Below are 23,450 nucleotides of genomic sequence, written 5' to 3'. Positions count from 1 at the left end.
GGACCGTGTCCAATCGTGACGAGTCGCATACGGGCCGTCCCCGGGAGCCCTCCGCGCCCCCGCTACCGCAGCGCCATCGTCATCGCCTCCACCGCGAGCAGCGGCGCCACGTTCCGGTCGAGGGCCTCGCGGCAGGCGAGGACGGCCTCGATGCGGCGGAGGGTCAGCTCCGGGGTGCTGTCGCGGGCGACGGTCTCCAGGGCGTCCCGCACGTCCTCGTTCGTCAGGGGCGTGCGGGAGCGGAGCTGGAGGGCGAGCACGTCCCGGTAGAAGCCGGTCAGGTCGGTGAGGGCCAGGTCCAGGGTGTCGAGCTGGGTCCGGCGGCCGCGCCGCTTCTGCTTGTCCTCCAGCTCCTTCATCATCCCGGCCGTGCCGCGCGGCATCCGCCCGCCCTGCACGGCCCCGAGCGCCGCCTTCAGCTCCTCGGTCTCCTTGGTGTCGATCTCCTCCGCGACCTGCTTCGCGTCCTCGGCCGCCGTGTCGATCAGCTCCTGGGCCGCCTTGAAGCAGCCGCCGATGTCCGCGACCCGCATCGGCAGCTTGAGGACGACGGCGCGGCGCGCGCGGGCCCGCTCGTCCGTGGCGAGCCGGCGGGCCCGCTCGACGTGCCCCTGCCCGGCGCGGGCGGCGGCCAGGGCGATCCCGGGCTCGATGCCGTCGCGCCGCACCAGCACGTCGGCCACGGCCTCCACCGACGGGGTCCGCAGGCTCAGGTGGCGGCAGCGGGAGCGGATCGTGGGCAGGACGTCGTCCAGGGAGGGGGAGCAGAGCATCCAGACGGTGCGGGGGGCGGGCTCCTCCACGGCCTTCAGGACCGCGTTGCCCGAGCGCTCGTTGAGCCGCTCCGCGTCGGTGACCAGGATGATCTGCCAGCGGCCGTTGGCCGGTGCGGTGAAGGACTTGCGGACGGTGTCGCGCATGTCGCGGACGAGGATCTCCGTACCGACGGCGGAGACCGTCGTGAGGTCGGCGTGGGTGCCGATCATCGTCGTGTGGCAGCCGGTGCAGAACCCGCAGCCCGGCGTCCCGCCGAGGGCGCGGTCGGGGCTCACGCACTGGAGGGCCGCCGCGAAGACCCGGGCGGCGTCGACCCGGCCGGCCCCCGGCGGACCGGTGAAGAGCCAGGCGTGGGTCATCTTCGAGGCCTCGGGGACGGGCCCGCCGGTCTCATGGGCGGTCACGAACGCGTCGGCGTCGCGCGCGGCGGCGGCGAGCTGCTCCTCGACCCGGGTCTGTCCGACCAGGTCGTCCCATACGGCCATGTCTGCCCCTCCTCAGGTACGCCCTCCATTGTGGGGCAGCCCTCTGACAGCCCCCGCACGGCGGAAGGGCGCGGCGGGCACGGAGGAGGCGCGGGGGTACGGAGGTACGCAACGGCCTCCGGCCGGGGACCCGTGGGTTCCCGGCCGGAGGGGCCGTGCGGTGTCAGCGGCGGCGCCGGGGCTCCCCGCCCTCGTCCTCGTGCGGGCCGAACAGCTCGTCCGCCAGCGTCGGCACGTCGTCGAGCGGGGTCTCCTCGGCCCAGTCGGAGCGGCGCGGCCGGCCGTTCTCGTCGAGCTGGGGCAGCTCCCTGGTGCGGTCGTTCGCGCCGTCCGGCTCCGCCCGGGTCGCGCCGGCGGGTCCTCCCGCCCGCTCGTCGCGGAAGAAGTCCTTCGGCAGCCGGTCGGCGGCGGTGGAACCGGACGTACGGGGGGTGCGGGGGCTCTGGGGCCTCCGGGGGTCCCGTACGGGAGGCAGCACGGCGGTCTCGTCGGCGCCCCGGTCCTCCCGGACCTTCGGCAGCACGGCCGTCTCGTCCGCCCCCCGGTCCTCCCGGACCTTGGGCAGCACGGCCGTCTCCTCCTCCGGACGGGCCTCCGCCCCCGGACGAGGCTCCGTATTCGGGCGGGGGGCCGCCTTCGAGCGGGGGTCCGCCCCCGAGCGGGTCCGAGTCTCCCGACGAGGCTCCGTCTTCGGGCGAGGCTCCGCCTCCGGGCGGGCCTCCGCCCCCGGCCGCACGATCGGCGTGGCCACGGTGATCTCGTCGGGCGAGACGGTCGGGGCGTCCTGCCCCGAAGGGCGGTCCCCGTCCGGCTTCACGACCGACGTGGGCACGGTGACCTCGTTCGCCGACACCTCGTCGGCGCGGGCGGCACGCTCGGCGGCGGCCCTCGCCGCGGCCTCGGCCTTCTTCCGCTCCGCCGCCTCCGCCGCCTCCGCGGCCTTCGCGCGGGCCTCGCGCTCCGCCGCCGCCCGGGCCTCGGCCGCCGCCTGCTCCGCCGCGGCACGCTCGCGGGCCTCCTGCTCGCGGGCGGCCCGCTCCCGGGCCTCCTTCGCCTCGGCGGCCCGCTGGGCGGCCGCCTGCTCCGCCGCGGCGCGCTCGGCGGCGGCACGTTCGGCCGCGGCCTTCGCGGCGGCCTCGGCCGCGAGCCGCTCCGCCGCCGCCTTCGCCTCGGCCTCCTCGGCCGCCTTCGCGGCGGCGGCTGCCTCGGCGGCACGGCGGGCCTCCTCGGCGCGGAGCAGCGCCTCCTCGGCCTTGCGCTGCTTCTCCAGACGGCGCGCCTCGGCCTCGGCCCGCAGCCGGGCCTCCTCCTCGGCCTCCTTGCGGAGCCGCTCCTCCTCTTCCTCGCGGGCCTTCTCCTCGGCCGCGAGACGCTTGCGCTCCTCCTCGGCGGCGCGCTCGGCGGCGATCCGCTCCTCCTCGGCCTTCCGCCGGGCCTCCTCCGCCTTCCGTTCGGCCTCCAGGCGGCGCGCCTCTTCCTCCTCGCGCCGCTTGCGCTCCTCCTCCTCGGCGCGCAGCTTGGCGAGCTGTGCCTGGCGCTCGCGCTCCAGGCGCTCCTCCTCGGCCTTGCGGGCGGCCTCCTCCTCGGCCCTGCGCCGCGCCTCCTCCTCCGCCTTGCGGCGAGCCTCCTCGGCGGCCTTCACCTCGGCCTCGGAGAGCGGCAGCATCCGGTCGAGCCGGTGGCGCACGACGGTGGTGACGGCCTCCGGCTCCTGGCCGGCGTCGACGACGAGATAACGGCTGGGGTCGGCGGCGGCGAGGGCGAGGAAACCGGCCCGCACGCGCGCGTGGAACTCCGGCGGCTCGGACTCCAGCCGGTCGGGCGCCTCGGTGAACCGTTCCCTCGCGGTCTCCGGGGAGACGTCGAGCACGACGGTCAGGTGCGGGACGAGGCCGTCGGTCGCCCAGCGGGAGATGCGGGCGATCTCGGTCGGGGAGAGGTCGCGGCCCGCGCCCTGGTAGGCGACGGACGAGTCGATGTACCGGTCGGAGAGGACGATCGCGCCCCGCTCCAGGGCCGGCCGGACCAGGGAGTCGACGTGTTCGGCGCGGTCGGCCGCGTACAGCAGGGCCTCGGCCCGGTTCGAGAGCCCCGCCGACGACACGTCGAGGAGGATCGAGCGGAGCCGCTTGCCGATCGGGGTGGCGCCGGGCTCGCGGGTGACGACGACCTCGTGGCCCTTGGCGCGGATCCAGTCGGCGAGCACCTGGACCTGGGTGGACTTCCCGGCGCCGTCGCCGCCCTCCAGGGCGATGAAGAAGCCGGTCGGGGACGGTGCCTGGGCCGGGTCGGAGCCGCGCAGCGCGTCGCGCAGGTCGCGCCGGAGCGGTACGCCCGCCCGGTCGTCGGCCTTGGCGAGGACGAGCGCGGCGACCGGGAGCAGCAGGGCGCCGATGAGGGCGAGCGTGAAGGCGGCGCCGCCGTGCGCGAGGACGGAACTGCCGGAGCCGATCCGGTGCGGTCCGATCGCGGCGGCGAGCAGCGGGGCGGCGAGAGCGCCGATGCCCATCGCGAAGCGGGCGGAGGCCTGGAGGTGGTCGGTGGTCCGGGCCCGGCGGGGCTCCTCGGTCTCCTGGTCGATCAGGACGTGGCCGGTGTTCGCGGCGACTCCGGCCGCGTATCCGGCGAGGACGGCGAGGAACAGGACGGTCGCCGTGTCCGGGACCAGGCCCGCGGCGATCAGAGCGACCCCGGTGACGGTGATCGCGAGGGCGAGCAGCCGGCGCCGGGACAGGACGGGCAGCACGGAACCGGCGGTGCGGATGCCGACGGCGGTGGCGCCGCTGAGGGCCAGGATCAGGAGGGCGTACGTGACGGGGCCGCCGCCCAGGTCGTCCGCGTGGAGCACGGCGACGGACGCGGCCGAGGCCACGGCCCCGGCGACGGTGGCGCAGGCCAGGACGAGGAGGGGCAGGATCCCGGTACGGCCCCGGCCCGCGTCGGCGCCCTTCGGGGAGGCGCCGCCCTTCCCGGCGGCACCGTCCTTGGCACCCTTCGTCGCGGACGGCCGGCGCAGGCCCTCCAGGGGCGAGCGGGGCCGCGGCGTCTCCCCGCCGGGCAGCGCCATCGCGTACAGGACGGTGACGGAGGCGGCGAACAGGCCGGCCGCGACGTACGAGCCGAGGGCGGCCCGGTGCAGCGAGAACCAGTCGAACCCGACGCCGAGCAGTTCGCCGATCAGAGTGGAGACGAGCAGGACGACGGCGGCGGCCGGGACGGCGAGGAAGCCGGTCCGCTGGGACAGCCGGCGCAGCGCGCCGAGGTGGTCGGGCAGCGGCCGTACGGCGGCGCCCTCCAGGGGCGGCGCGGGCAGCAGCGCGGGCGCGGCACCCTCGCGGCTGATCGTCCAGAGCCGTTCGGCCGCGCCGGTGACGAAGACGGTGCCGAGCAGGTACCAGAGGGCGCTGCCGGGGGTCCAGTCGATCCACAGGGGCGCGATGACGAGGAGCGCGATCCGCACGCCGTCGGCGCCGATCATGGTCCAGCGCCGGTCGAGCGCCCCGCCGGGTCCGGTGAGCGCGATCAGCGGTCCGAGGAGGACGGCCCCGAAGAGGACCGAGGCGAGGAGGCGCGCGCCGACGACGGCGGCCACGGCGAACGCGGCCCCCCGGTAGCCGCCCCCGAGCGCGTCCTCCGTCACGGCCGCCTGGAAACCGAGGAGGACCAGGACGAGGAGGGCGAGGGCGTCGCCGGTACTGCCGAGCAGGTGGGCGCTCCACAGCCGGCGCAGCGGCTGGTGGCGCAAGAGGGCGCGTACTGCGCGCTCCCGGGAATCCGCGACGAGGGCGGCGTCGGAATCGCCGAGACGGTCTGGCTGCTCTGCTCGCGTCATCCGTCCACCCTATCCGGACGTCCTTCCTCCTCGCGGCCCCCGCCCGAACATCCGGACGAGGCTGTGACGAGGGGGTGAAGGAGGGACGGGAAGGGGGCGGAGACCACCGGTCTCCGCCCCCTTCCCGCCGTCACGTCGCCGACACGGCGTCGTCACACGGCGCCCACTACTCCGCCTTCTCCGCCGCCGAAGCCGCCGTCTTCTTCGCGGCCGCGGCCTTCGTGGCCGCGGTCTTCGACGTCGTCGCCGTCTTGGCCGCCGTCGTCTTCTTCGCGGCCGTCTTCTTCGCCACCGCCTTCTTGGCGGTGGTGGCCTTCTTCGCGGCGGTCTTCTTCGCCGGGGCCTTCTTGGCCGTCTTCTTCGCCGGCCCCTTGGCCCGCTTCTCGGCGAGCAGCTCGTAGCCGCGCTCGGGCGTGATCGTCTCCACGCTGTCGTCGGTCCGCAGCGTCGCGTTCGTCTCGCCGTCCGTCACGTACGGGCCGAACCGCCCGTCCTTGACGACCACGGGCTTCTCGCTGACCGGGTCGGTGCCCAGCTCCTTCAGCGGCGGCTTGGCCGCGGCCCGGCCCCGCTGCTTCGGCTGGGCGTAGATCGCGAGGGCCTCGTCGAGCGTGATCGTGAAGAGCTGCTCCTCGTCGGTGAGCGACCGCGAGTCCGTGCCCTTCTTCAGGTACGGGCCGTAGCGGCCGTTCTGCGCGGTGATCTCCACGCCCTCGGCGTCCGTGCCGACTGTCCGGGGCAGGGACATCAGCCTGAGCGCGTCCTCCAGGGTCACCGTGTCGAGGGCCATCGACTTGAAGAGCGAGGCCGTGCGCGGCTTCACCGCGTTCTTGCCGGTCTTCGGGGTGCCCTCGGGCAGGATCTCGGTGACGTACGGGCCGTAGCGGCCGTCCTTCGCGACGATCTGGTGGCCGCTGGCCGGGTCGGTGCCCAGCTCGAAGTCGCCGCTCGGCTTGGCGAGCAGCTCCTCGGCGAGCTCGACGGTCAGCTCGTCGGGCGCGAGGTCGTCGGGGACGTCGGCGCGCTGGTGGCCCTCGGCGTCCTTCTCGCCGCGCTCGACGTACGGGCCGTAGCGGCCGACGCGGAGCACGATGCCGTTGCCGACGGGGAAGGAGGAGATCTCCCGCGCGTCGATGGCGCCGAGGTCGGTGACGAGTTCCTTGAGACCGCCGAGGTGGTCGCCGTCGCCGTTCCCGGCGTCCGCCGCGCCGCCCTCTCCGGAGGTCGCGCCCTCGCCGAAGTAGAAGCGCTTCAGCCACGGCACGGACTGGGCCTCGCCGCGCGCGATGCGGTCGAGGTCGTCCTCCATCCGTGCGGTGAAGTCGTAGTCGACGAGCCGCCCGAAGTGCTTCTCCAGGAGGTTGACGACGGCGAAGCTCAGGAAGGACGGCACGAGTGCCGTGCCCTTCTTGAAGACGTAGCCGCGGTCGAGGATGGTGCCGATGATCGAGGCGTACGTCGACGGGCGGCCGATCTCGCGCTCTTCCAGCTCCTTGACGAGCGAGGCCTCGGTGTAGCGGGCCGGCGGCTTGGTCGCGTGGCCGTCCGCCGTGATCTCCTCGGCGGTCAGCGCGTCGCCCTCGGCGACCTGCGGCAGGCGCCGCTCGCGGTCGTCGAGCTCGGCGTTCGGGTCGTCGGCCCCCTCCACGTACGCCTTCATGAAGCCGTGGAAGGTGATGGTCTTGCCGGAGGCGCTGAACTCGGCGTCGCGGCCGTCGGAGGACCGGCCGCCGATCCTGACGGTGACCGAGTTCCCGGTCGCGTCCTTCATCTGGGAGGCGACGGTCCGCTTCCAGATCAGCTCGTACAGCTTGAACTGGTCGCCGGTCAGACCGGTCTCCGCCGGGGTGCGGAAACGATCACCCGAAGGCCGGATCGCCTCGTGCGCCTCCTGCGCGTTCTTGACCTTGCCGGCGTAGACGCGCGGCTTCTCCGGCAGGTAGTCGGCGCCGTACAGGTGCGTGACCTGCGCACGGGCCGCCTTGACGGCGGTGTCGGAGAGGATCGTGGAGTCCGTACGCATGTAGGTGATGAAGCCGTTCTCGTACAGCTTCTGCGCCACCTGCATGGTCGCCTTCGCGCCGAAGCCCAGCTTGCGGCTCGCCTCCTGCTGGAGGGTGGTGGTCCGGAAGGGGGCGTACGGGGAGCGGCGGTACGGCTTCGACTCGACCGAGCGGACGGAGAACGCCGTGTCGGCGAGCGCGGCGGCGAGCGCCCGGGCGTTCGCCTCGTCCAGGTGGAGCACGTTCGCGGTCTTCAGCCGCCCGTCGGCGCCGAAGTCGCGGCCCTGCGCGACGCGCCGGCCGTCGACCGAGGCGAGCCGCGCGACCAGCGAGGACGGGTCGGAGGCGTCACCGGTGCGGCCGGTGCCGAAGGTGCCGGTGAGGTCCCAGTACTCGGCGGAGCGGAAGGCGATGCGCTCGCGCTCGCGCTCGACGACGAGCCGGGTGGCGACGGACTGCACGCGGCCGGCGGAGAGCCGGGGCATGACCTTCTTCCACAGGACCGGCGAGACCTCGTAGCCGTAGAGGCGGTCGAGGATGCGGCGGGTCTCCTGGGCGTCGACCATCCGCTGGTTGAGCTCGCGCGGATTGGCGACGGCCTCGCGGATCGCGTCCTTGGTGATCTCGTGGAAGACCATCCGGTGGACCGGGACCTTGGGCTTCAGGACTTCCCGGAGGTGCCACGCGATGGCCTCGCCCTCGCGGTCCTCATCGGTGGCGAGGTAGAGCTCGTCGGACTCGGCGAGCAGCTCCTTGAGCTTCCTGACCTGTGCCTTCTTGTCGGCGTTGACGACGTAGACGGGCTGGAAGTCGTGCTCGACGTCGACCCCGAGGCGGCGCACCTCGCCGGTGTACTTCTCGGGCACCTCGGCGGCGCCGCTGGGGAGGTCGCGGATGTGCCCGACGCTCGCCTCGACGACGTAGCCGGGGCCGAGGTAGCCCTTGATCGTCTTCGCCTTGGCAGGCGACTCGACGATGACGAGTCGGCGGCCGCCGTGTGCGGTCTCGCTGGTCGGGGACAACTTCGCTCTTCTCTCCGGTTCGGCACTCTCTGGGCACGTACGGGGCACGTACGGAGCACGTACGGGGCGCATACGGCACCGGCACGCACGGCAGCGGCACGGACGGTGACGCTCCCGTCGCTGCGGAGTGTGACGGTACAACCCGCCCCCGTGTCAAACGGCGAAAGCCCGCAACGGCCACTCGAACGGTAACCCGAGTCCTGGCATTCCTGCCGCCCGGACTCCCGGACCGGTGGGGCGAGGGGTGTGCGCCGAAGATCGGCGGCGGTACCGGAGAGAGCGGTCAGAGGCGGCCGAAGCACCAGACGCCGAGGGTGAGGAAGGCGGCGCCGGAGAGACTCGTCAGCGCGACCGCGGCGCGCGGGGGGACGCCGAGCGCGACGGGCTGCCGGTGCAGCGCGCGCACGCCGGTCCACAGCAGCAGCACGCCTCCGAACAGCGTGAACGCCGCTCCCGCGAAGATCGCCGGCCCGCTCTCCATGCCCGTACCCCGTTCCGTTCGCGTGCGGTGTTCGTCTCCCGGAGGGGAGGCTCGCACCCCCGGAAGACGCGGGCGCGAACTCCCGGTGAACGCCGTGGGCCGCCCGGCCGGGTTTCACGAAGATGGCCGGTAGTGACCCGCCCCTCGCTCCTCCTTCGACCTGCTGTTCCTCCGCCTGCCCCCTCGCCTGTCACTCATGTCACTCCTCCCCTTCCGCCGCGGCCCCTTCGCCGACGGGCAGCAGGAAGCCCTCCTCGACGAGGAGACGGATCGCCTGCGGGGTGCGGTCCCGCAGCAGGACCGGGTCCTCGCCCATCAACCGGCCGATGGCGTCGAGGATGCGGCCCGCGCTGAGGGTGCCGTCGCAGACGCCGGCGAACCCGGCACCGACGTGGTCGACGCGGGTCGCGCGGCGCATCCCCCGGTTCTGCCGGAGCACGACGTGCTCCGGGTCCTCGGCGCCGGGCAGGCCGACCTGCTCCTGGACCACCTCGGGCGCGAGCGTGAACCGGTCGGCGAGGAGGGCCGCGTCGTCGTGGGTCCGCAGGTAGTCCTGGCGTTCGAAGTGGGCGCGGACGGCGGGCCCGAGGGGCTGCTCGACCGGGTGCGGCCACTCCTCGATCACGATCGAGGGCTCGACCGCGCCGGAGGCCACCGCTCCGTTCCGCCGGATCGTGATCCAGCCGAAGCCGACCGCGCGCGTCCCGCGGACCTCGAACTCGTCGAGCCAGCGGGCGTACGCGGCCCGGTAGGCGGCCGGGTCGCCCCGGTGGTCGCCGCTGTCCCGCAGCCACAGCTCGGTGTACTGGGTGACGTCCTGGACCTCCCGCTGCACGATCCAGGCGTCGCAGCCGCGCGGCACCCAGGCCCGCAGCCGCTCCTGCCACTCCTCGCCGTCCACGTGCTGCCAGTTGGCGAGGAACTGGGCGTACCCGCCGTCGTTGAGCCGCTCGCCCGCCTGTTGCACGAGCGTGCGGCACAGGTCGTCGCCGCCCATCCCGCCGTCCCGGTAGGTGAGTCCGGCGCCGGGGGAGATCACGAACGGCGGGTTGGAGACGATCAGGTCGTACGTGTCGTCCCCGACCGGCTCGAAGAGCGAGCCCGCGACCAGCTCGGCCTCCTGGGCCCCGGAGAGGGCGAGGGTGAGCCGGGTGAAGTCCAGGGCGCGCGGGTTGAGGTCGGTGGCGGTGACCCGGGTGGCGTGCCGGGCGGCGTGCAGCGCCTGGATGCCGGAGCCGGTGCCGAGGTCGAGCGCGGCGGAGACCGGCGTGCGGACGGTGATGCCGGCGAGGGTGGTGGAGGCCCCGCCGACGCCGAGGACGACCTCCTCGTCCTTCTTCCCGATGCCCCCGGCGCCGCCGACCGCGCAGCCCAGGTCGGAGACGATGAACCAGTCCTCGCCGTCGGGCCCGCCGTACGGCCGGACGTCGACGGTGGCGCGCACGGTGTCGTCCTCGCGGACCACCCAGCCGTCGGCGGCGGCCTCGTCCAGCGGGAGCGCGGCGGCGGCCCGGGCGTGCTCGACGGGCTCCTGGAGCAGGAAGAGCCGGACGAGGGTCTCCAGCGGCCCGTCGCCACCGGTGGCGCGCAGGGCGGGCACGGTCTCGCTGCGGGCGAGCGCCGCGTAGGCGGGGGCGCCGAGCAGGTCGAGCAGACCGTCGGCGGTGAAGTCGGCGGCGAGCAGCGCCTCGCGCAGACGGGCGGCGTGCGCGGGCACCGGGAGGCGGGAAGTCAGGCTGGTCGTACTCACCCGCCCATTGTGACGGCCGCCACCGACATCGGCCGCCACCGACATCGGAACGGCCGATCCGCCGACATCGGGACGGCCGATCCGCCGACGCGCGCCCGACGGCTTCCTGACGGTCTCTCGGTGGCTTTCCCGGTGCAGGGGCCCAGGACGGCCGAGAGGCCTACTCCTCGCTCTTGGTGGCCGTGGCCTTCCCGCTCGGCTTCGCGGACGCCTTCCCGTCCGGCGCCGCGGACGCCTTCCCGGTGGGTTCGGCCGCGCCGCCCGCGTCCGCGGTGGAACCGGCGGGCGGCGAGGCGGGACCCGAGGGCTTCGGCGAGGTCGAGGCGGTGGGCTTCTGGCACCCGGGCTGCTTGGCCATCGCCTTCCCGATCTCGCCCTCCTCCAGCTTGGCCAGGGCGTTCTGGTCCATCTTCTCGATCCGGGTCAGCCCGTTGGCGACGTTCTGGAGGCCGTCCGCGAACTTCTGCTGGTTCGACGGGTCCAGCGCGTCGACCTGCTTCTTGAGCCCCTCGTAGGCCACCGCGGTGTCGTTGAGCTCCTTGACCGCGTCCTGCTTGACCTTCTCGCCGTTCTCCACGGGCGGGGCGCCGGCGGTCTCGACGGCCTTGGCGAGGGCGCGGTCGGCGTCGGCGATGTCCTGGAACGCCTTCGAGTCCGCGGCCTGGATCTCGGCGGGCTTGCTGTCGGCCGCCGTCGAGATGATGATCTGGTGGGCGTCGGCCCGCTTCTGGATCTGGGGCTCGGCCTGGTCGCAGAACGTCTTCGCCCAGGCCTCCACCTTGTTGCCCTCGTCTTCGCTGCAACCCGACAGCGCGAGCACCAGTACCGCGCCGCCGGACAGTGCGGCCGCAAGCTTCTTGTTCACCGGATCGGTCCCTTCCAAGGCTCTCGGCCCCGGAACATACACGCCGAACGGGCTACTTCCACCTTTCGTACGACTGATTCATCCCGCATTGAAGCCTTTTGAACCAAGGGAGAGACCGCTCACGTGCCTCCGTCGTCTCCGGGAATGAGACGGACGCCACGTCAGGCGGCCTGCACGGCGCGCCTCTTGGAGAGGAGCACGGCGACGGCGACGACGAGCAGCGCGACCACGGCGACGGCCCCCCGTACCCAGGCGTTCGCGTCGTCCCCGTGACCGAACCGCACGACCGCCGGGGCGATGAGGAGCGCGACCAGGTTCATCACCTTCAGGAGGGGGTTGATCGCCGGTCCCGCCGTGTCCTTGAACGGGTCGCCGACGGTGTCCCCGATGACGGTCGCCGCGTGCGCCTCGCTGCCCTTGCCGCCGTGGTTCCCGTCCTCGACCAGCTTCTTCGCGTTGTCCCAGGCGCCACCGGAGTTGGCGAGGAAGACCGCCATCAGCGCCCCCGTGCCGATCGCCCCGGCGAGGTACGCGCCGAGCGGTCCGACCCCGAGCGCGAAGCCCACCGCGATCGGGGCCGTCACGGCGAGCAGTCCGGGCGTGGCGAGTTCGCGCAGCGCGTCCTTGGTGCAGATGTCGACGACCCGCCCGTACTCCGGCTTCTCGGTGCGGCCCATGATCCCGGGGTGCTCGCGGAACTGCCGCCGCACCTCGTACACCACCGATCCCGCCGACCGGGACACGGCGTTGATCGCGAGCCCCGAGAAGAGGAAGACGACCGAGGAGCCGAGGATCAGGCCGAAGAGGTTGTTCGGCTGCGAGATGTCCATGGAGAGGGTGAGCGCGTCCGCCCGCGCGCCCACGTCCGCGACCGCGGTGGCGATGGCGTCCCGGTACGAGCCGAAGAGGGCGGCGGCGGCCAGGACGGCGGTGGCGATGGCGATGCCCTTGGTGACGGCCTTGGTCGTGTTGCCGATCGCGTCCAGGTCGGTCAGGACCCGCGCGCCCGCGCCCTCGACGTCCCCGGACATCTCCGCGATGCCCTGGGCGTTGTCCGCGACCGGTCCGAAGGTGTCCATGGCGACGATCACGCCGACGGTGGTGAGCAGGCCCGTCCCGGCCAGCGCGACCGCGAAGAGCGCCAGCACGATCGAGGTCCCGCCGAGCAGGAACGCCCCGTAGACGGTGAGCCCGATCAGGAGCGCCGTGTAGACGGCGGACTCCATGCCGAGGGCCACGCCCGCGAGGACGACGGTCGCGGGGCCGGTGAGCGAGGACCTGCCGATGTCCCGCACGGGCCGCCGTCCCGTCTCGGTGAAGTAGCCGGTGAGCTGCTGGATCAGCGCGGCGAGGACGATGCCGAGGGCGACGGCGACCAGGGCGAGGACGCGCGGATCGCCCCCGTGCGCGCGGAGGCCGGGCTCGGTGACGCCCTCCAGTCCGGCGTAGGAGGACGGCAGGTACGTGAAGGCGGCGACGGCGACGAGCGCGAGCGAGATCACCGCCGAGACGAGGAAGCCGCGGTTGATCGCGCTCATTCCGCCGCGGTCGGTCCGCCGGGGCGAGACGGCGAGGATGCCGATCACGGCGGTGACCACGCCGATCGCCGGCACGATCAGGGGGAAGGCGAGGCCGTGGTCGCCGAAGGCGGCCTTGCCGAGGATGAGCGCGGCGACCAGGGTCACGGCGTACGACTCGAACAGGTCGGCCGCCATGCCGGCGCAGTCGCCGACGTTGTCCCCCACGTTGTCGGCGATGGTGGCGGCGTTGCGCGGGTCGTCCTCGGGGATGCCCTGCTCGACCTTGCCGACCAGGTCGGCGCCGACGTCGGCGGCCTTGGTGAAGATGCCGCCGCCCACGCGCATGAACATGGCGATGAGGGCCGCGCCGAGTCCGAACCCCTCCAGGACCTTGGGCGCGTCGGCGGCGTAGACGAGGACGACGCAGGCGACGCCGAGGAGCCCGAGGCCGACGGTGCACATGCCGACGACCCCGCCCGTGCGGAAGGCGATCCGCATGGCCCGGTGCGTGACCTCGGCCGGGTCGCGCTCCGGTTCGCCCGGCGCGGGGGCGGCGTCCCTGGCCGCCGCGGCGACCCGGACGTTCGCCCGTACGGCGAGCCGCATGCCGATGTAGCCGGTGAGCGTCGAGAACAGCGCCCCGACCAGGAAGAACAGCGAGCGTCCGGCACGCTGCGCCCAGGTGTCGGCGGGCAGCGCGAGGAGCAGGAGGAACACGGCGGCGGCGAAGACGGCGAGGGTCCGCAGCTGCCGCGCGAGGTAGGCGTTGGCCCCTTCCTGCACGGCCGCGGCGATCTCCCGCATCCGCTCGGTGCCCTCGCCGGCCGCGAGCACCCGGCGGGCGAAGAACCACGCGACGACCAGCGCGGCGAGGGCGACGGCCGCCACGACGACCACGATCGTCCGGTTCCCGCTCGTGAGCACCGCCGCGGCGAGGGAGACGGAGGAAGGAGGGTCCATGGGGACGGATCGGTCCATGGGGACGGATCATAGGGAGGCGAACCGGCCCGTACGGGGACCCGGAAGCCCCCCGCGCGGATGCACCAATCACGGTGCTTCGGAACGTCCCTCTCGGAGGTACGCGAAGAAGCCCCGCAGCGGTACGAGAAGAGGCCCCACAGCAGGAGAAGAGGCCCCGCGCGATGCGGGGCCTCTTCTCGTACTGCTGATTCCCGTACTGCTGACGCTCCTCCTGCCGCCGCTTCCGCGTCCCGCGGGACCGGAGCGGCTCAGGACAGGACGTCCGCCGGGCTCACCGGCCAGGTCATACGGAGGGTGCCGCCGTCCGCGCCGGCGCTCACCTCGACGTCGTCCACGAGCCCGCGGATCACCGCGAGGCCCATCTCGTCCTCGCCGTCGGCGTCGTCGAAGTCCTCGACCGGGGCCGCGGCCCGCGCGCCGGGCACCCCGACCGCATCGGCCGCCGCCACCCCCGCGCCCGGCACCTCGTCACCGACCTCGATGGAGAACGACTTCTCCTCCTCGGTCAGGACGACCCGGATGGGGGTCGTGACGTCGTTGCTGCGGTGCAGCCCGACGGCACGGGAACACGCCTCGCCGACGGCGAGACGCACCTCGTCGAGGACCGCCTCGCCCACCCCCGCCCGGCGCGCCACCGCGGCCGCCACCAGGCGGGCCGTCCGGACGTGCTCGGGCTGGGCGCTGAAGCGGAGTTCAACGGTGGCCATGCGAACCCCCCGGGCTCAGTCGACGGCGTTGACGGCCTCGTCGACCGAGGTGTGGATCGGGAACACCTTGGTGAGGCCCGTGATCCGGAAAATCTTGAGAATGCGCTCCTGGTTGCAGACGAGACGCAGCGAGCCCTCATGGGCACGGACGCGCTTCAGGCCGCCGACGAGCACACCGAGGCCGGTGGAGTCGAGGAAGTCCACGCTCTCCATATCGACGACCAGGTGGTAACTGCCGTCGTTCACCAACTCGACCAACTGCTCGCGCAGCTTGGGCGCGGTATACACATCAATCTCGCCACCGACCTCGACGACCGTACGGTCACCACCAGCGCCGGTCACATTGCGAGTCGACAGGGACAGGTCCACGGATCCTCCAGCACCTTGCTATCGGGCGATCGTTCTCTCGGGTCTCCCGGACGGGGCCGAGGAACGGATCGCCAGCCGCGATGGCATTCAATCACTTACCCACAGCCATGCACGACGCCTTGGAAGCATTGTCCGTCATGGCAGTGACACACTCGATGCCGATGGCCAAGAATCACCGCCCCAGTCGTCCCGCCGGGGACAGGGGCAGCCGCCCCTCTCCCGGCATGGTCCTGGACCGGCTCTCCTCGGGCGAGAGCCGGGCCGCGCGCATCACTCATACGGAGCACATGCCCGCCCGGGCGGGTCGTCATGCGGTCTGGCCGCACCGCATCCGTCCGGAGGTGATCGCGGCGATCCAGGAAGCCGGAATCGAGCATCCGTGGGCCCACCAGGCGGAGGCCGCCGAGCACGCCCTCGACGGCGAGTCCGTGGTGATCGCCACCGGCACAGCCTCGGGCAAGTCGCTCGCCTACCTCGCCCCGGTCCTCACCACCCTCCTGGACGGCTCCGAGGCCCCCAACGGGCGCGGGGCCACCGCCCTCTACCTCGCGCCCACCAAGGCCCTCGCCGCCGACCAGCGGCGCGCCGTACGGGAGCTGGCCGCCCCGCTCGGCAACCGGATCCGCCCCGCCCTCTACGACGGCGACACGCCGGTCGAGGAGCGCGAGTGGGTCCGCCAGTACGCGAACCTCGTCCTGACCAACCCCGACATGCTGCACCGGGGCATCCTCCCCTCCCACCCCAGGTGGTCCTCCTTCCTGCGCGCCCTGCGCTACGTCGTGATCGACGAGTGCCACACCTACCGGGGCGTCTTCGGCTCCCACGTCGCCCAGGTGCTGCGGCGCCTGCGCCGGATCTGCGCCCGGTACGGCTCCGAGCCGGTCTTCCTCCTCGCCTCGGCCACCTCCGCCGACCCCGCCCGGGCCGCCGGCCGCCTCACCGGCCTGCCGGTCACCGAGGTCTCCGACGACGCCTCCCCGCGCGGCGAACTGGTCTTCGCCCTGTGGGAGCCGCCGCTGACCGAGCTGAGCGGCGAGCGCGGCGCGCCCGTGCGCCGCACCGCCACCGCCGAGACCGCCGACCTGCTGACCGACCTGACCAGGCAGGGCGTCCGCTCGGTCGCCTTCGTACGGTCCCGGCGCGGCGCCGAGCTGATCTCGGTGATCGCCCAGGAGCGGCTCGCCGAGACCGACCACGCCCTGGCCCGCCGCGTCGCCGCCTACCGAGGCGGCTACCTGCCCGAGGAGCGCCGCGCCCTGGAACGGTCCCTGCACTCCGGGGAGCTCCTGGGCCTGGCCGCCACGACCGCCCTGGAGCTGGGCGTGGACGTCTCCGGCCTGGACGCCGTCCTGATCGCCGGATACCCGGGCACCCGGGCCTCCCTGTGGCAGCAGGCGGGCCGCGCCGGCCGCTCGGGCGAGGGCGCCCTCGCGATCATGATCGCCCGGGACGACCCGCTGGACACCTTCCTGGTCCACCACCCGGAGGCGATCTTCGAACAGCCGGTCGAATCGACCGTCCTGGACCCCGACAACCCCTACGTCCTCGCCCCCCATCTGTGCGCCGCGGCGGCGGAGCTGCCGCTGACCGAACCGGACCTGGCCCTCTTCGGCCCGGCCGTCCCCGGCCTGCTCCCCCAGCTGGAGACCGCCGGCCTGCTGCGCCGCCGCTCCACCGGCTGGTACTGGACCCGCCGCGAGCGGGCCGCCGACCTCGCCGACATCCGGGGCGGCGGCGGCAGCCCCGTCCGGATCGTGGAGGCCGGCACCGGCCGGCTCCTCGGCACGGTCGACGAGGCGGCCTCCCACGCCTCCGTCCACGAAGGCGCCGTCCACCTCCACCAGGGCCGCACCTACCTGGTGCGGGAGCTCGACCTCGAGGACTCCGTGGCCCTCGTGGAGGAGGCCGCCCCGCCGTACTCCACCACCGCCCGCGACACCACCTCCGTCTCCGTCCTCGACACCGACACCGAGATCCCCTGGGGAGCCGGCCGCCTCTGCTACGGCTCCGTCGAGGTCACCAACCAGGTCGTCTCCTTCCTCCGCCGCCGTCTCATCACCGGCGAGGTGCTCGGCGAGACCAAGCTCGACCTGCCGCCCCGCACCCTGCGCACCCGCGCCGTGTGGTGGACGGTCACCGAGGACCAGCTCGACGCCGCCCGGATCAACCCGGAGATCCTCGGCGGCGCCCTGCACGCCGCCGAGCACGCCTCCATCGGCATGCTGCCGCTCTTCGCCACCTGCGACCGCTGGGACATCGGCGGCGTCTCCGTGCCGCTCCACCCCGACACCCTGCTGCCCACCGTCTTCGTGTACGACGGGCACCCGGGCGGCGCGGGCTTCGCCGAACGGGCCTTCCACACGGCCCGCGCCTGGCTGACGGCCACCCGGGAGGCCATCGCCTCCTGCGAGTGCGAGGCGGGCTGCCCCTCCTGCATCCAGTCCCCGAAGTGCGGCAACGGCAACGACCCCCTCCACAAACGCGGCGCGGTCCGCCTCCTCACGGAACTCCTCCGCGAGGCTCCGGAGGACCGGGAGGCCGCCCCGGAGGACCAAGAGGCTGCCCTGAAGGGGCAAGGTGCGCCTGAGGACCGGGAGGCGGCCCTGGAAGACCGGCGGGTGCCGGAAGACCGGGAGGCGGCTCAGCGGGACCCCCGGGTGCCGGGAGGTCAGGAAGCGGCTCCGCGAGTTCTCCAGGTTCCGGAAGGTCAGGAGGCGGCTCCGCAGGACCTCCAGGTGCCCGGAGGCCAGGAAGCGGCTCCGCAGGACCTCCAGGTGCCCGGAGGCCAGGAAGCGGCTCCGCAGGACCTCCAGGTGTCGGAAGACCGGGAGGCGGCTCCGGCGGATCCGGCCGGGGCTCCTGAGGCCCCGCCCGGGACCTGACCTCCGGCCGGTACGGGCCGCGCACCACCCGCGCGGTCACCTCGGCGAGCTCGCCCCGCACCGCGCACCGCACCAGCTCGACGCCCTGCACGCCGGCCACCCGCGAGGCGGCGGCGCACGCCTCGGCCTCGCCCCACAGGGCCCGGTCGGCGGCGGCGAGGACCGCCAGGTCGGCGGCCCCGCCGGCCCGGTGCCGGGCCACCACTGCCTGGCCTAGCGCGAGCAACGCCCCGAACACCACACACAGCGCGCAGGCTGCGAACGCCGTCCACACGGTCGCCGCACCCCGGTCCCCCTGGCGACCCGACCGACGACAACCGGCCCTCACGGCGGATCCCCGGGCCCCGAGGCCCCAGATCCTGAGGCGCCCGCCTCCGAAGTCCCAGGTACCGGGGTGCCCGCCTCCAAGAACCCAGGTCCCGGGGCGTCGGCCCCCGGTACCCCGAACTCCGGGCCCCCGAACTCCGGGCCCCCGGGCGCGGAGTCCCCGGGCCCGAAATCCTCGAGCCCGAAATCTCCGACCCCCGAGGCCACGGTCGCCGTGCCGCCCTCCGCGAGGAACCCGGTGTCCTCCGCGAGGGCCGCCGCGTCCGCCCGCAGGGTGAGGCCCAGTCCCCGGGGCCCGGGGGCCGCCGCCTCCACCGTCACCCGCCACAGCTCTCCCGAGCGCGCCACCGTCACCCGGGCGCCCTCGGGCGCCGCGGACCGCGCGGCCGTCTCCGCGGCGGCCACCGGTTCCGAACGGGCCGCCGCCCGCGCCCCTGCCCGGGCCGCGTCCACGCACCTGATCTGCGCGGCGGCCGCGGCCAGCGCCCAGAGCATGGTCACCGTGAACAGCGCCAGGACGGGCAGAACCATCGCCGCCTCCACGGTCGCGAAGCCCCGGTCGGAACGACGTGTCCCGGAACGACGTGTCCCGGAACAACGCGCCTCTGAACAACGTGCCTCTGAACGGCGCGTCTCGAAACGACGCGTCACGGAACGACGCGTCTCAGAACGACGCATCGAGCGCCTTCCCGATCATCGACTCCAGCGCTCCCGAGACCGTCCCGCTGGTCACGACCTTGTAGAGCACCGCGGCGAACGCCGCCGCCGCGATCGTCCCCACCGCGTACTCGGCCGTACTCATCCCCGTGTCACGACGCGCGGCCTCCCGCCGCGTCCGCCACCATCCGCCGACCCGCTCCCGGGCCGCCGTCACCACAGTCGCCGCCGCTGCCGCCGTCATCGCCACTGCCCCTGCCATGTCGTTCTCCTCGTCCTGTTCCACTTGTCGTGCTGTTCCGCTTGTCGTGTCTCGTCGTCGTTCTCATCCGTTCAGCAGGCCCACCGCGAGGCCGATCACCACCGGGGCCACCCCCACCGCCAGGAAGGCCGGCAGGAAGCAGAGCCCCACGGGCGCGCTGATCAGGACCTGCGCCCGGCGCGCACGGGCCGCCGCCGTACGGGCGCGGTCCGCCCGCAGCGCCGTCGCGTACCGGGCCACGGCCTCCGCCGAGGGCGCCCCCGAGGACCCGGCCCGTTCCAGGCAGCGGGCGAGCCCCGCGGCCCCCGGTATCGCGCCGAACCTCCCCCACACCTCGGCCGGTTCACCGCCGAGGCGCAGCTCGGCCGCCGTGCGGGTGAGGCGTTCGCCGAGCGGGCCGCCCAGCGACCGGCCCACCGCCTCCGCCGCCTCTCCGGGCCCGGCCCCCGAGGCGGCACAGGCCGCCAACAGGTCGGCCGCGAGCGGCAGGTGCCGTACCGCTTCCTCGTCGCCGTCCGGATCGGCCGACTCCCCGCGTCCGGGGAGCCGTCCCCGTACCCCGCAGGCCACCAGGGCTCCGACGCCCAGGCCGGCGATCCCGCCGAAGAGCGCCCAGCCGAGCCCGACCGCCACGACCGGCACCGCCCAGACCCCCACCCACGGCGGCAGCCCCGCCCTGGTCTTCCGGGGCGGCGGGGCCGGCGCCCCGAGGAGGTCCCGCGTCCGCCTCCGCGTGCGGCGCGCCCCCAGCTCGCGCAGCACCTCGCGGACGCCTTGTGCGCACAGGCACACCGCCGCCGTCAGGAGCGCCCCCGTCTGAAGAACGTCCACCGGCATCACGCCCGCTCCCCTCCTCGTACGATCCGTGCGGCCCACCACAGGCCGGCCGCCTCCAGGGCCCCGCCGACGGCCAGGCAGCCCAGGCCGGCCGGGGTGTGGAGCAGCACCCGCAGCGGGTCGGCCCCGAGCGCCGTGCCGAGGGCGAGTCCCGCCGCCGGGAGCAGCGCGAGGACGGTCACCGTGGCCCAGGCACCGGCCAGTTCGGCCCGCAGTCGCTCCCGCTGCTCGTACTGGTCCCGCAGGGACGCCTCCAGCCGGTCGAGCCCGGCGGCCAGGCCCGCGCCCCCGTCGACGGCCACCTGCCAGCAGGCCGCCATGCCCGCGAGGCCGTCGGCGCCGTCCTGCCGGGACGCCCTCCGCAGGACCTCCGGCACGTCCCCGCCGAACCGGGCCGCCGCGAGCACCCGCGCCTCCTCGCCGCCCAGGGCGCCGGTCTCCCGGGCCGCGAAGGACAGCGCCTGCGCGGGCTGCCAGCCGGCCCGCAGCTCCCCGACGACCGCCCCGCACAGGGCCACGACCCGTTCGGCCCGCGCCTCCCGTTCCCTCCGCCGTCCGGCGGCCCGCAGCCGCCGCCCGACCAGGGGCACCGCGAGCGCCCCCGCCACCAGCGGCAACGGCGACTCCCCGAGCAGTGCGAGGACCCCCGCCACCGGCAGGCACAGCCACGCGCGCCTGCCCCGCAGCAGGGCCCACCCGTGCGCGACCGCCACCGGCCACGCCCCCGGGCCGGATCCCCCGGGCACACCGCCCGCGAGCACCGCCCGCGCCCGGCCGGCCCCGCGTCGCCGCTCGACCGCCCACCACAGGGCGAGCCCCGCGCAGAGCACCGCCACGCCCTGCGCCGCACCCCGTACCGCTTCCGGCTCGGCCGTCACCACATTCCTCCTCCGATCAGCGTCCTCAGCCGCTCCCAGCCCTGCTCCCGCTCGAACCCGGACGCGCCCCACCGCAGGGCGGGAACCGTCCGGACCAGCCCCTCCCGGTCGCGCTCCAGGACGTGGATCTCGGCGATCCGCCGCCGCCCGTCCCGGTCCCGCACGAGGTGGAGCACGACCGAGAGCCCGGCACCCAACTGGCTGTGCAGGGCGGCCCGGTCGAGCCCGGCCGCCGTCCCCAGGGCTTCGAGCCGCGCCGGTACGTCCGCCGCCGTGTTGGCGTGGACCGTTCCACAGCCCCCTTCGTGGCCCGTGTTGAGGGCCGCGAGGAGATCCACGGCCTCCCCGCCGCGCACTTCGCCGACCACCAGCCGGTCGGGCCGCATCCGCAACGCCTGCCGGACCAGGTCCCGCAGGGTGACGAGCCCGGCGCCCTCCTGGTTGGCGGGCCGCGCCTCCAGTCGCACCACGTGCGGATGGTCGGGCCGCAGCTCCGCCGAGTCCTCGGCGAGCACGATCCGCTCCCGCTCCCCCACCAGGCCGAGCAGGGAGGCGAGGAGCGTGGTCTTCCCCGTGCCCGTCCCACCGCTGACGAGGTACGAGACCCGGGCGTCGATCAGGGCCCGCAGGACCGGGGCGCCGCCGGGCGGCACCGTGCCCGCCGCGGCCAGCTCCTCCAGGGAGAAGGCCCGCGGGCGCACCACCCGCAGCGAGAGGCAGGTCGAGCCGACCGCCACCGGCGGCAGCACCGCGTGCATGCGGGTGCCGTCGGGGAGCCGGGCGTCCACCCAGGGGCGGGCGTCGTCGAGTCTGCGTCCGGCGACGGCCGCGAGCCGCTGCGCGAGTCTGCGGACGGCCGCCGCGTCGGGGAAGGCCACCGGGGCCCGTTCGAGTCCGGCGCCCCGGTCCACCCACACCCGGTCGGGGGCGGAGACCAGGACGTCGGTGACGGCCGGGTCGGCGAGCAGTGGTTCGAGCGGCCCGGTGCCGATCAGTTCGCACCGCAGCTCCTCGGCGGCGCCCAGCACTTCCGCGTCGCCGAGCAGCCGCCCCTGGGCCCGTAGCGCCGCCGCGACCCGGGCCGGGGTGGGCTCGGCCCCACTCACCGCGAGCCGCTGCCGCACGGCGTCGAGCAGTCCCGTGCCACCGCCTTCGCCCCGGTTTCCGGTCATGCCGCACCGCCGGGCGTGAGCGCGCGCTCCCAGAAGGCGGCGCAGAAGCGGCCGAGTGGTCCCCGGGGCTCGGCGCCCGGCGGAAGGCCCGCGTCCTGGTCGGGCACGATCCCCGGGTCGTAGGGGAGTTCGCCGACGAGCGGCAGTCGCAGCGCGTCGGCGACCCAGCGCTCGTCGAGCCCCGTCGCGTACGGCCCGCGCACCACGGCCCGCAGGTCGCGCACGGCTGCCCCGAGGGTCGAGGCCACCCGGTGGGCCGCCGCGACGGCCCTCAGCTCCCCCGGCACGACGAGCAGTCCGAGGTCGAGCTGGGCCAGTGCCTCGGTGGTCGGCCCGTCGCCTCCGCGCGGCAGGTCGACCACGACGATTCCGCCCCGGCGGCGCGCGGCGGCGAGAACGGACCGCACGGCCTCGGGCGGCACCGGCAGCGCGGGCTCCCTGCCCCAGCTGAGCACCCGGACGCCCCGCACCGACGGCAGGGACTCCTCCAGGGCCCCGCCCGCGAGCCGGCCCTTCGAGGCCGCGAAGTCGGGCCACCGCCTGCCCTCCTCGCGCTCGCCGCCGAGCAGCACGTCGAGGCCGCCGCCCAGCGGGTCGCCGTCGACGAGGAGGGTGCGCCGCCCGGTCCTGGCGGCGGCGAGGGCGAGACCGCAGGCCAGGGTGGAGGCGCCCGCGCCCCCGCGGCCGCCGACGACGCCGACGGTCAGCGCCTGCCGGCCCACTCCTTCGGCCGCGTCGGCGATGCGGTCCACGAGGAGGCCCTCGGCGTCCGGAAGCCGCAGCACGCACTCCGCGCCGATCTCCACGGCGAGGCGCCACACCCCCGGATCGTCCCGGTCCCGTCCGACGAGGACGGTCCCCGGCCGGCGCACCGCTCCCCGGCAGCGGGCGGCGGCGTCGTCGCCGACCAGGACGAGCGGTGGGTCCGTCCAGCCCGCCCGTCGCTCGGGCACCCGGTGGTGCACCTCGGGTTCGACCCCGGCCGCCGCGCACAGCCTGAGGAGGTCGTCGAGCAGCCCGAGGTCCTCGGTGACGATCAGCGGCCCGGCCCGACGCCCCTCGTCCACACCCCGCGCCCCGGACCCTCGCCCCTCGTCCGCACCCCGCGCCCCGGGCCCTCGCGCCTCGGTTTCCCGCGCCGGCGACAGCGGGCCCCGGTCCTTCTCTCCCCCGGTCCCGGCTCCTGGCCCGGCCCCGGAAGTCCTGGATGCCTCCATGGCACACGCCCCTCTCGTGATTCCCTCCGTCCGCGAACTTCGCGACAGGAATCACCGTGGGGCAGCCCAGGAAATCGTGGGGATCTCACCGAAAAACTGTGGATAAGGGAGGGCCTGTGAATAACCGCGTCACCCCTCCGGAGACTGCCCGGAACGCATCACACTGGTTACTCTGAGTGAGGAATCGAGGGCACGACAGCCCGATGGCCGACTCGCGGCCGAGGGGCGAAGAGAAGGGAGCGGGCGATGTCTCACAGGCCCGAAACGGCTCCGGACATGCGACGACCCCCGCCGGGGGGGAGAGCGGGGGTCGTCTCTCCGGCCGACTCGGGGGGGGAGGAGCCGGACCGGGGTAGCACGGTCGCGAACGATCCGTGACTTCCATGGTGTACCCGAGAGGCTTCTCAGGCAAACCCACGCGCCCCA

Annotated in this window: 15 protein-coding genes and 2 pseudogenes; 1 reads left to right on the top strand and 16 read right to left on the bottom strand. The window is 74.6% G+C overall.

Annotated features, from left to right (window positions below; genetic code table 11):
- Nucleotides 1-62: 62 nt before the first annotated feature.
- From ACFY7E_RS11045 to ACFY7E_RS11005, 9 genes are all read right to left on the bottom strand, one after another.
- Complete coding sequence (locus ACFY7E_RS11045) at nt 63-1,262, bottom strand: DNA polymerase III subunit delta' (protein WP_389483110.1); 1,200 nt, start codon at nt 1,260-1,262, stop codon at nt 63-65.
- Between the two features lie 163 nt (nt 1,263-1,425).
- Nucleotides 1,426-5,094, bottom strand: a complete 3,669-nt coding sequence (gene tmk / locus ACFY7E_RS11040) for a dTMP kinase (RefSeq protein ID WP_389483108.1) — start codon at nt 5,092-5,094, stop codon at nt 1,426-1,428.
- A 166-nt stretch (nt 5,095-5,260) separates the two neighbouring features.
- Nucleotides 5,261-8,119: a type I DNA topoisomerase gene (topA, locus tag ACFY7E_RS11035; protein WP_389483105.1), complete on the bottom strand. Its 2,859-nt coding sequence runs from the start codon at nt 8,117-8,119 to the stop codon at nt 5,261-5,263.
- A 283-nt stretch (nt 8,120-8,402) separates the two neighbouring features.
- On the bottom strand, nt 8,403-8,600 hold the full coding sequence (locus ACFY7E_RS11030) for a hypothetical protein (RefSeq protein WP_389483102.1): 198 nt from the start codon (nt 8,598-8,600) through the stop codon (nt 8,403-8,405).
- A gap of 199 nt (nt 8,601-8,799) precedes the next feature.
- Complete coding sequence (locus ACFY7E_RS11025) at nt 8,800-10,350, bottom strand: methyltransferase (protein WP_389483100.1); 1,551 nt, start codon at nt 10,348-10,350, stop codon at nt 8,800-8,802.
- 160 nt (nt 10,351-10,510) lie between these two features.
- Nucleotides 10,511-11,215, bottom strand: coding sequence for a small secreted protein (locus ACFY7E_RS11020; protein ID WP_389483097.1), 705 nt, complete (start codon nt 11,213-11,215; stop codon nt 10,511-10,513).
- Between the two features lie 161 nt (nt 11,216-11,376).
- Nucleotides 11,377-13,713, bottom strand: a complete 2,337-nt coding sequence (locus ACFY7E_RS11015; protein WP_389483095.1) for a sodium-translocating pyrophosphatase — start codon at nt 13,711-13,713, stop codon at nt 11,377-11,379.
- Nucleotides 13,714-13,964: 251 nt separating this feature from the next.
- Nucleotides 13,965-14,423: an ATP-binding protein gene (locus ACFY7E_RS11010; protein ID WP_389483092.1), complete on the bottom strand. Its 459-nt coding sequence runs from the start codon at nt 14,421-14,423 to the stop codon at nt 13,965-13,967.
- 15 nt (nt 14,424-14,438) lie between these two features.
- Nucleotides 14,439-14,792, bottom strand: coding sequence for an STAS domain-containing protein (locus tag ACFY7E_RS11005; protein ID WP_030205962.1), 354 nt, complete (start codon nt 14,790-14,792; stop codon nt 14,439-14,441).
- 80 nt (nt 14,793-14,872) lie between these two features.
- On the opposite strand from ACFY7E_RS11005, the gene ACFY7E_RS11000 reads away from it, so the two are divergent.
- A complete protein-coding gene (locus tag ACFY7E_RS11000; protein WP_389483089.1) occupies nt 14,873-17,674 on the top strand; it encodes a DEAD/DEAH box helicase in 2,802 nt (933 codons plus the stop codon).
- Nucleotides 17,675-17,714: 40 nt separating this feature from the next.
- Here the strand turns inward: ACFY7E_RS11000 and ACFY7E_RS10995 are convergent.
- The 7 genes and pseudogenes from ACFY7E_RS10995 to ssd all read right to left on the bottom strand — a co-directional run.
- Nucleotides 17,715-17,948, bottom strand: a pseudogene (locus ACFY7E_RS10995) (Rv3654c family TadE-like protein); the annotation flags it as partial.
- Nucleotides 17,949-18,238: 290 nt separating this feature from the next.
- Nucleotides 18,239-18,679 (bottom strand): annotated as a pseudogene (locus tag ACFY7E_RS10990) (TadE family type IV pilus minor pilin); the annotation flags it as partial.
- Nucleotides 18,666-18,920: a DUF4244 domain-containing protein gene (locus ACFY7E_RS10985; protein ID WP_389483087.1), complete on the bottom strand. Its 255-nt coding sequence runs from the start codon at nt 18,918-18,920 to the stop codon at nt 18,666-18,668. The pseudogene ACFY7E_RS10990 and the gene ACFY7E_RS10985, both read right to left, overlap by 14 nt.
- A 63-nt stretch (nt 18,921-18,983) precedes the next feature.
- Nucleotides 18,984-19,757 (bottom strand): type II secretion system F family protein, encoded by a 774-nt coding sequence (locus ACFY7E_RS10980; protein ID WP_389483084.1) that lies wholly within the window; start codon nt 19,755-19,757, stop codon nt 18,984-18,986.
- Nucleotides 19,757-20,635 carry a type II secretion system F family protein gene (locus ACFY7E_RS10975; RefSeq protein ID WP_389483082.1) on the bottom strand — a complete coding sequence of 293 codons (879 nt, stop codon included), beginning with the start codon at nt 20,633-20,635 and terminating at the stop codon, nt 19,757-19,759. Before ACFY7E_RS10975 ends, ACFY7E_RS10980 begins: the two co-directional genes overlap by 1 nt.
- Nucleotides 20,632-21,807 carry a TadA family conjugal transfer-associated ATPase gene (locus ACFY7E_RS10970; RefSeq protein WP_389483080.1) on the bottom strand — a complete coding sequence of 392 codons (1,176 nt, stop codon included), beginning with the start codon at nt 21,805-21,807 and terminating at the stop codon, nt 20,632-20,634. The genes ACFY7E_RS10975 and ACFY7E_RS10970 overlap by 4 nt, the downstream gene beginning before the upstream one ends.
- Nucleotides 21,804-23,024 (bottom strand): septum site-determining protein Ssd, encoded by a 1,221-nt coding sequence (gene ssd, locus ACFY7E_RS10965; RefSeq protein ID WP_389483077.1) that lies wholly within the window; start codon nt 23,022-23,024, stop codon nt 21,804-21,806. Before ssd ends, ACFY7E_RS10970 begins: the two co-directional genes overlap by 4 nt.
- Between the last annotated feature and the right edge of the window lie 426 nt (nt 23,025-23,450).

It is taken from the genome of Streptomyces sp. NPDC012825 (assembly GCF_042900925.1).
Classification (GTDB): domain Bacteria; phylum Actinomycetota; class Actinomycetes; order Streptomycetales; family Streptomycetaceae; genus Streptomyces.
This window is presented reverse-complemented; position numbering and strand designations above follow the sequence as displayed.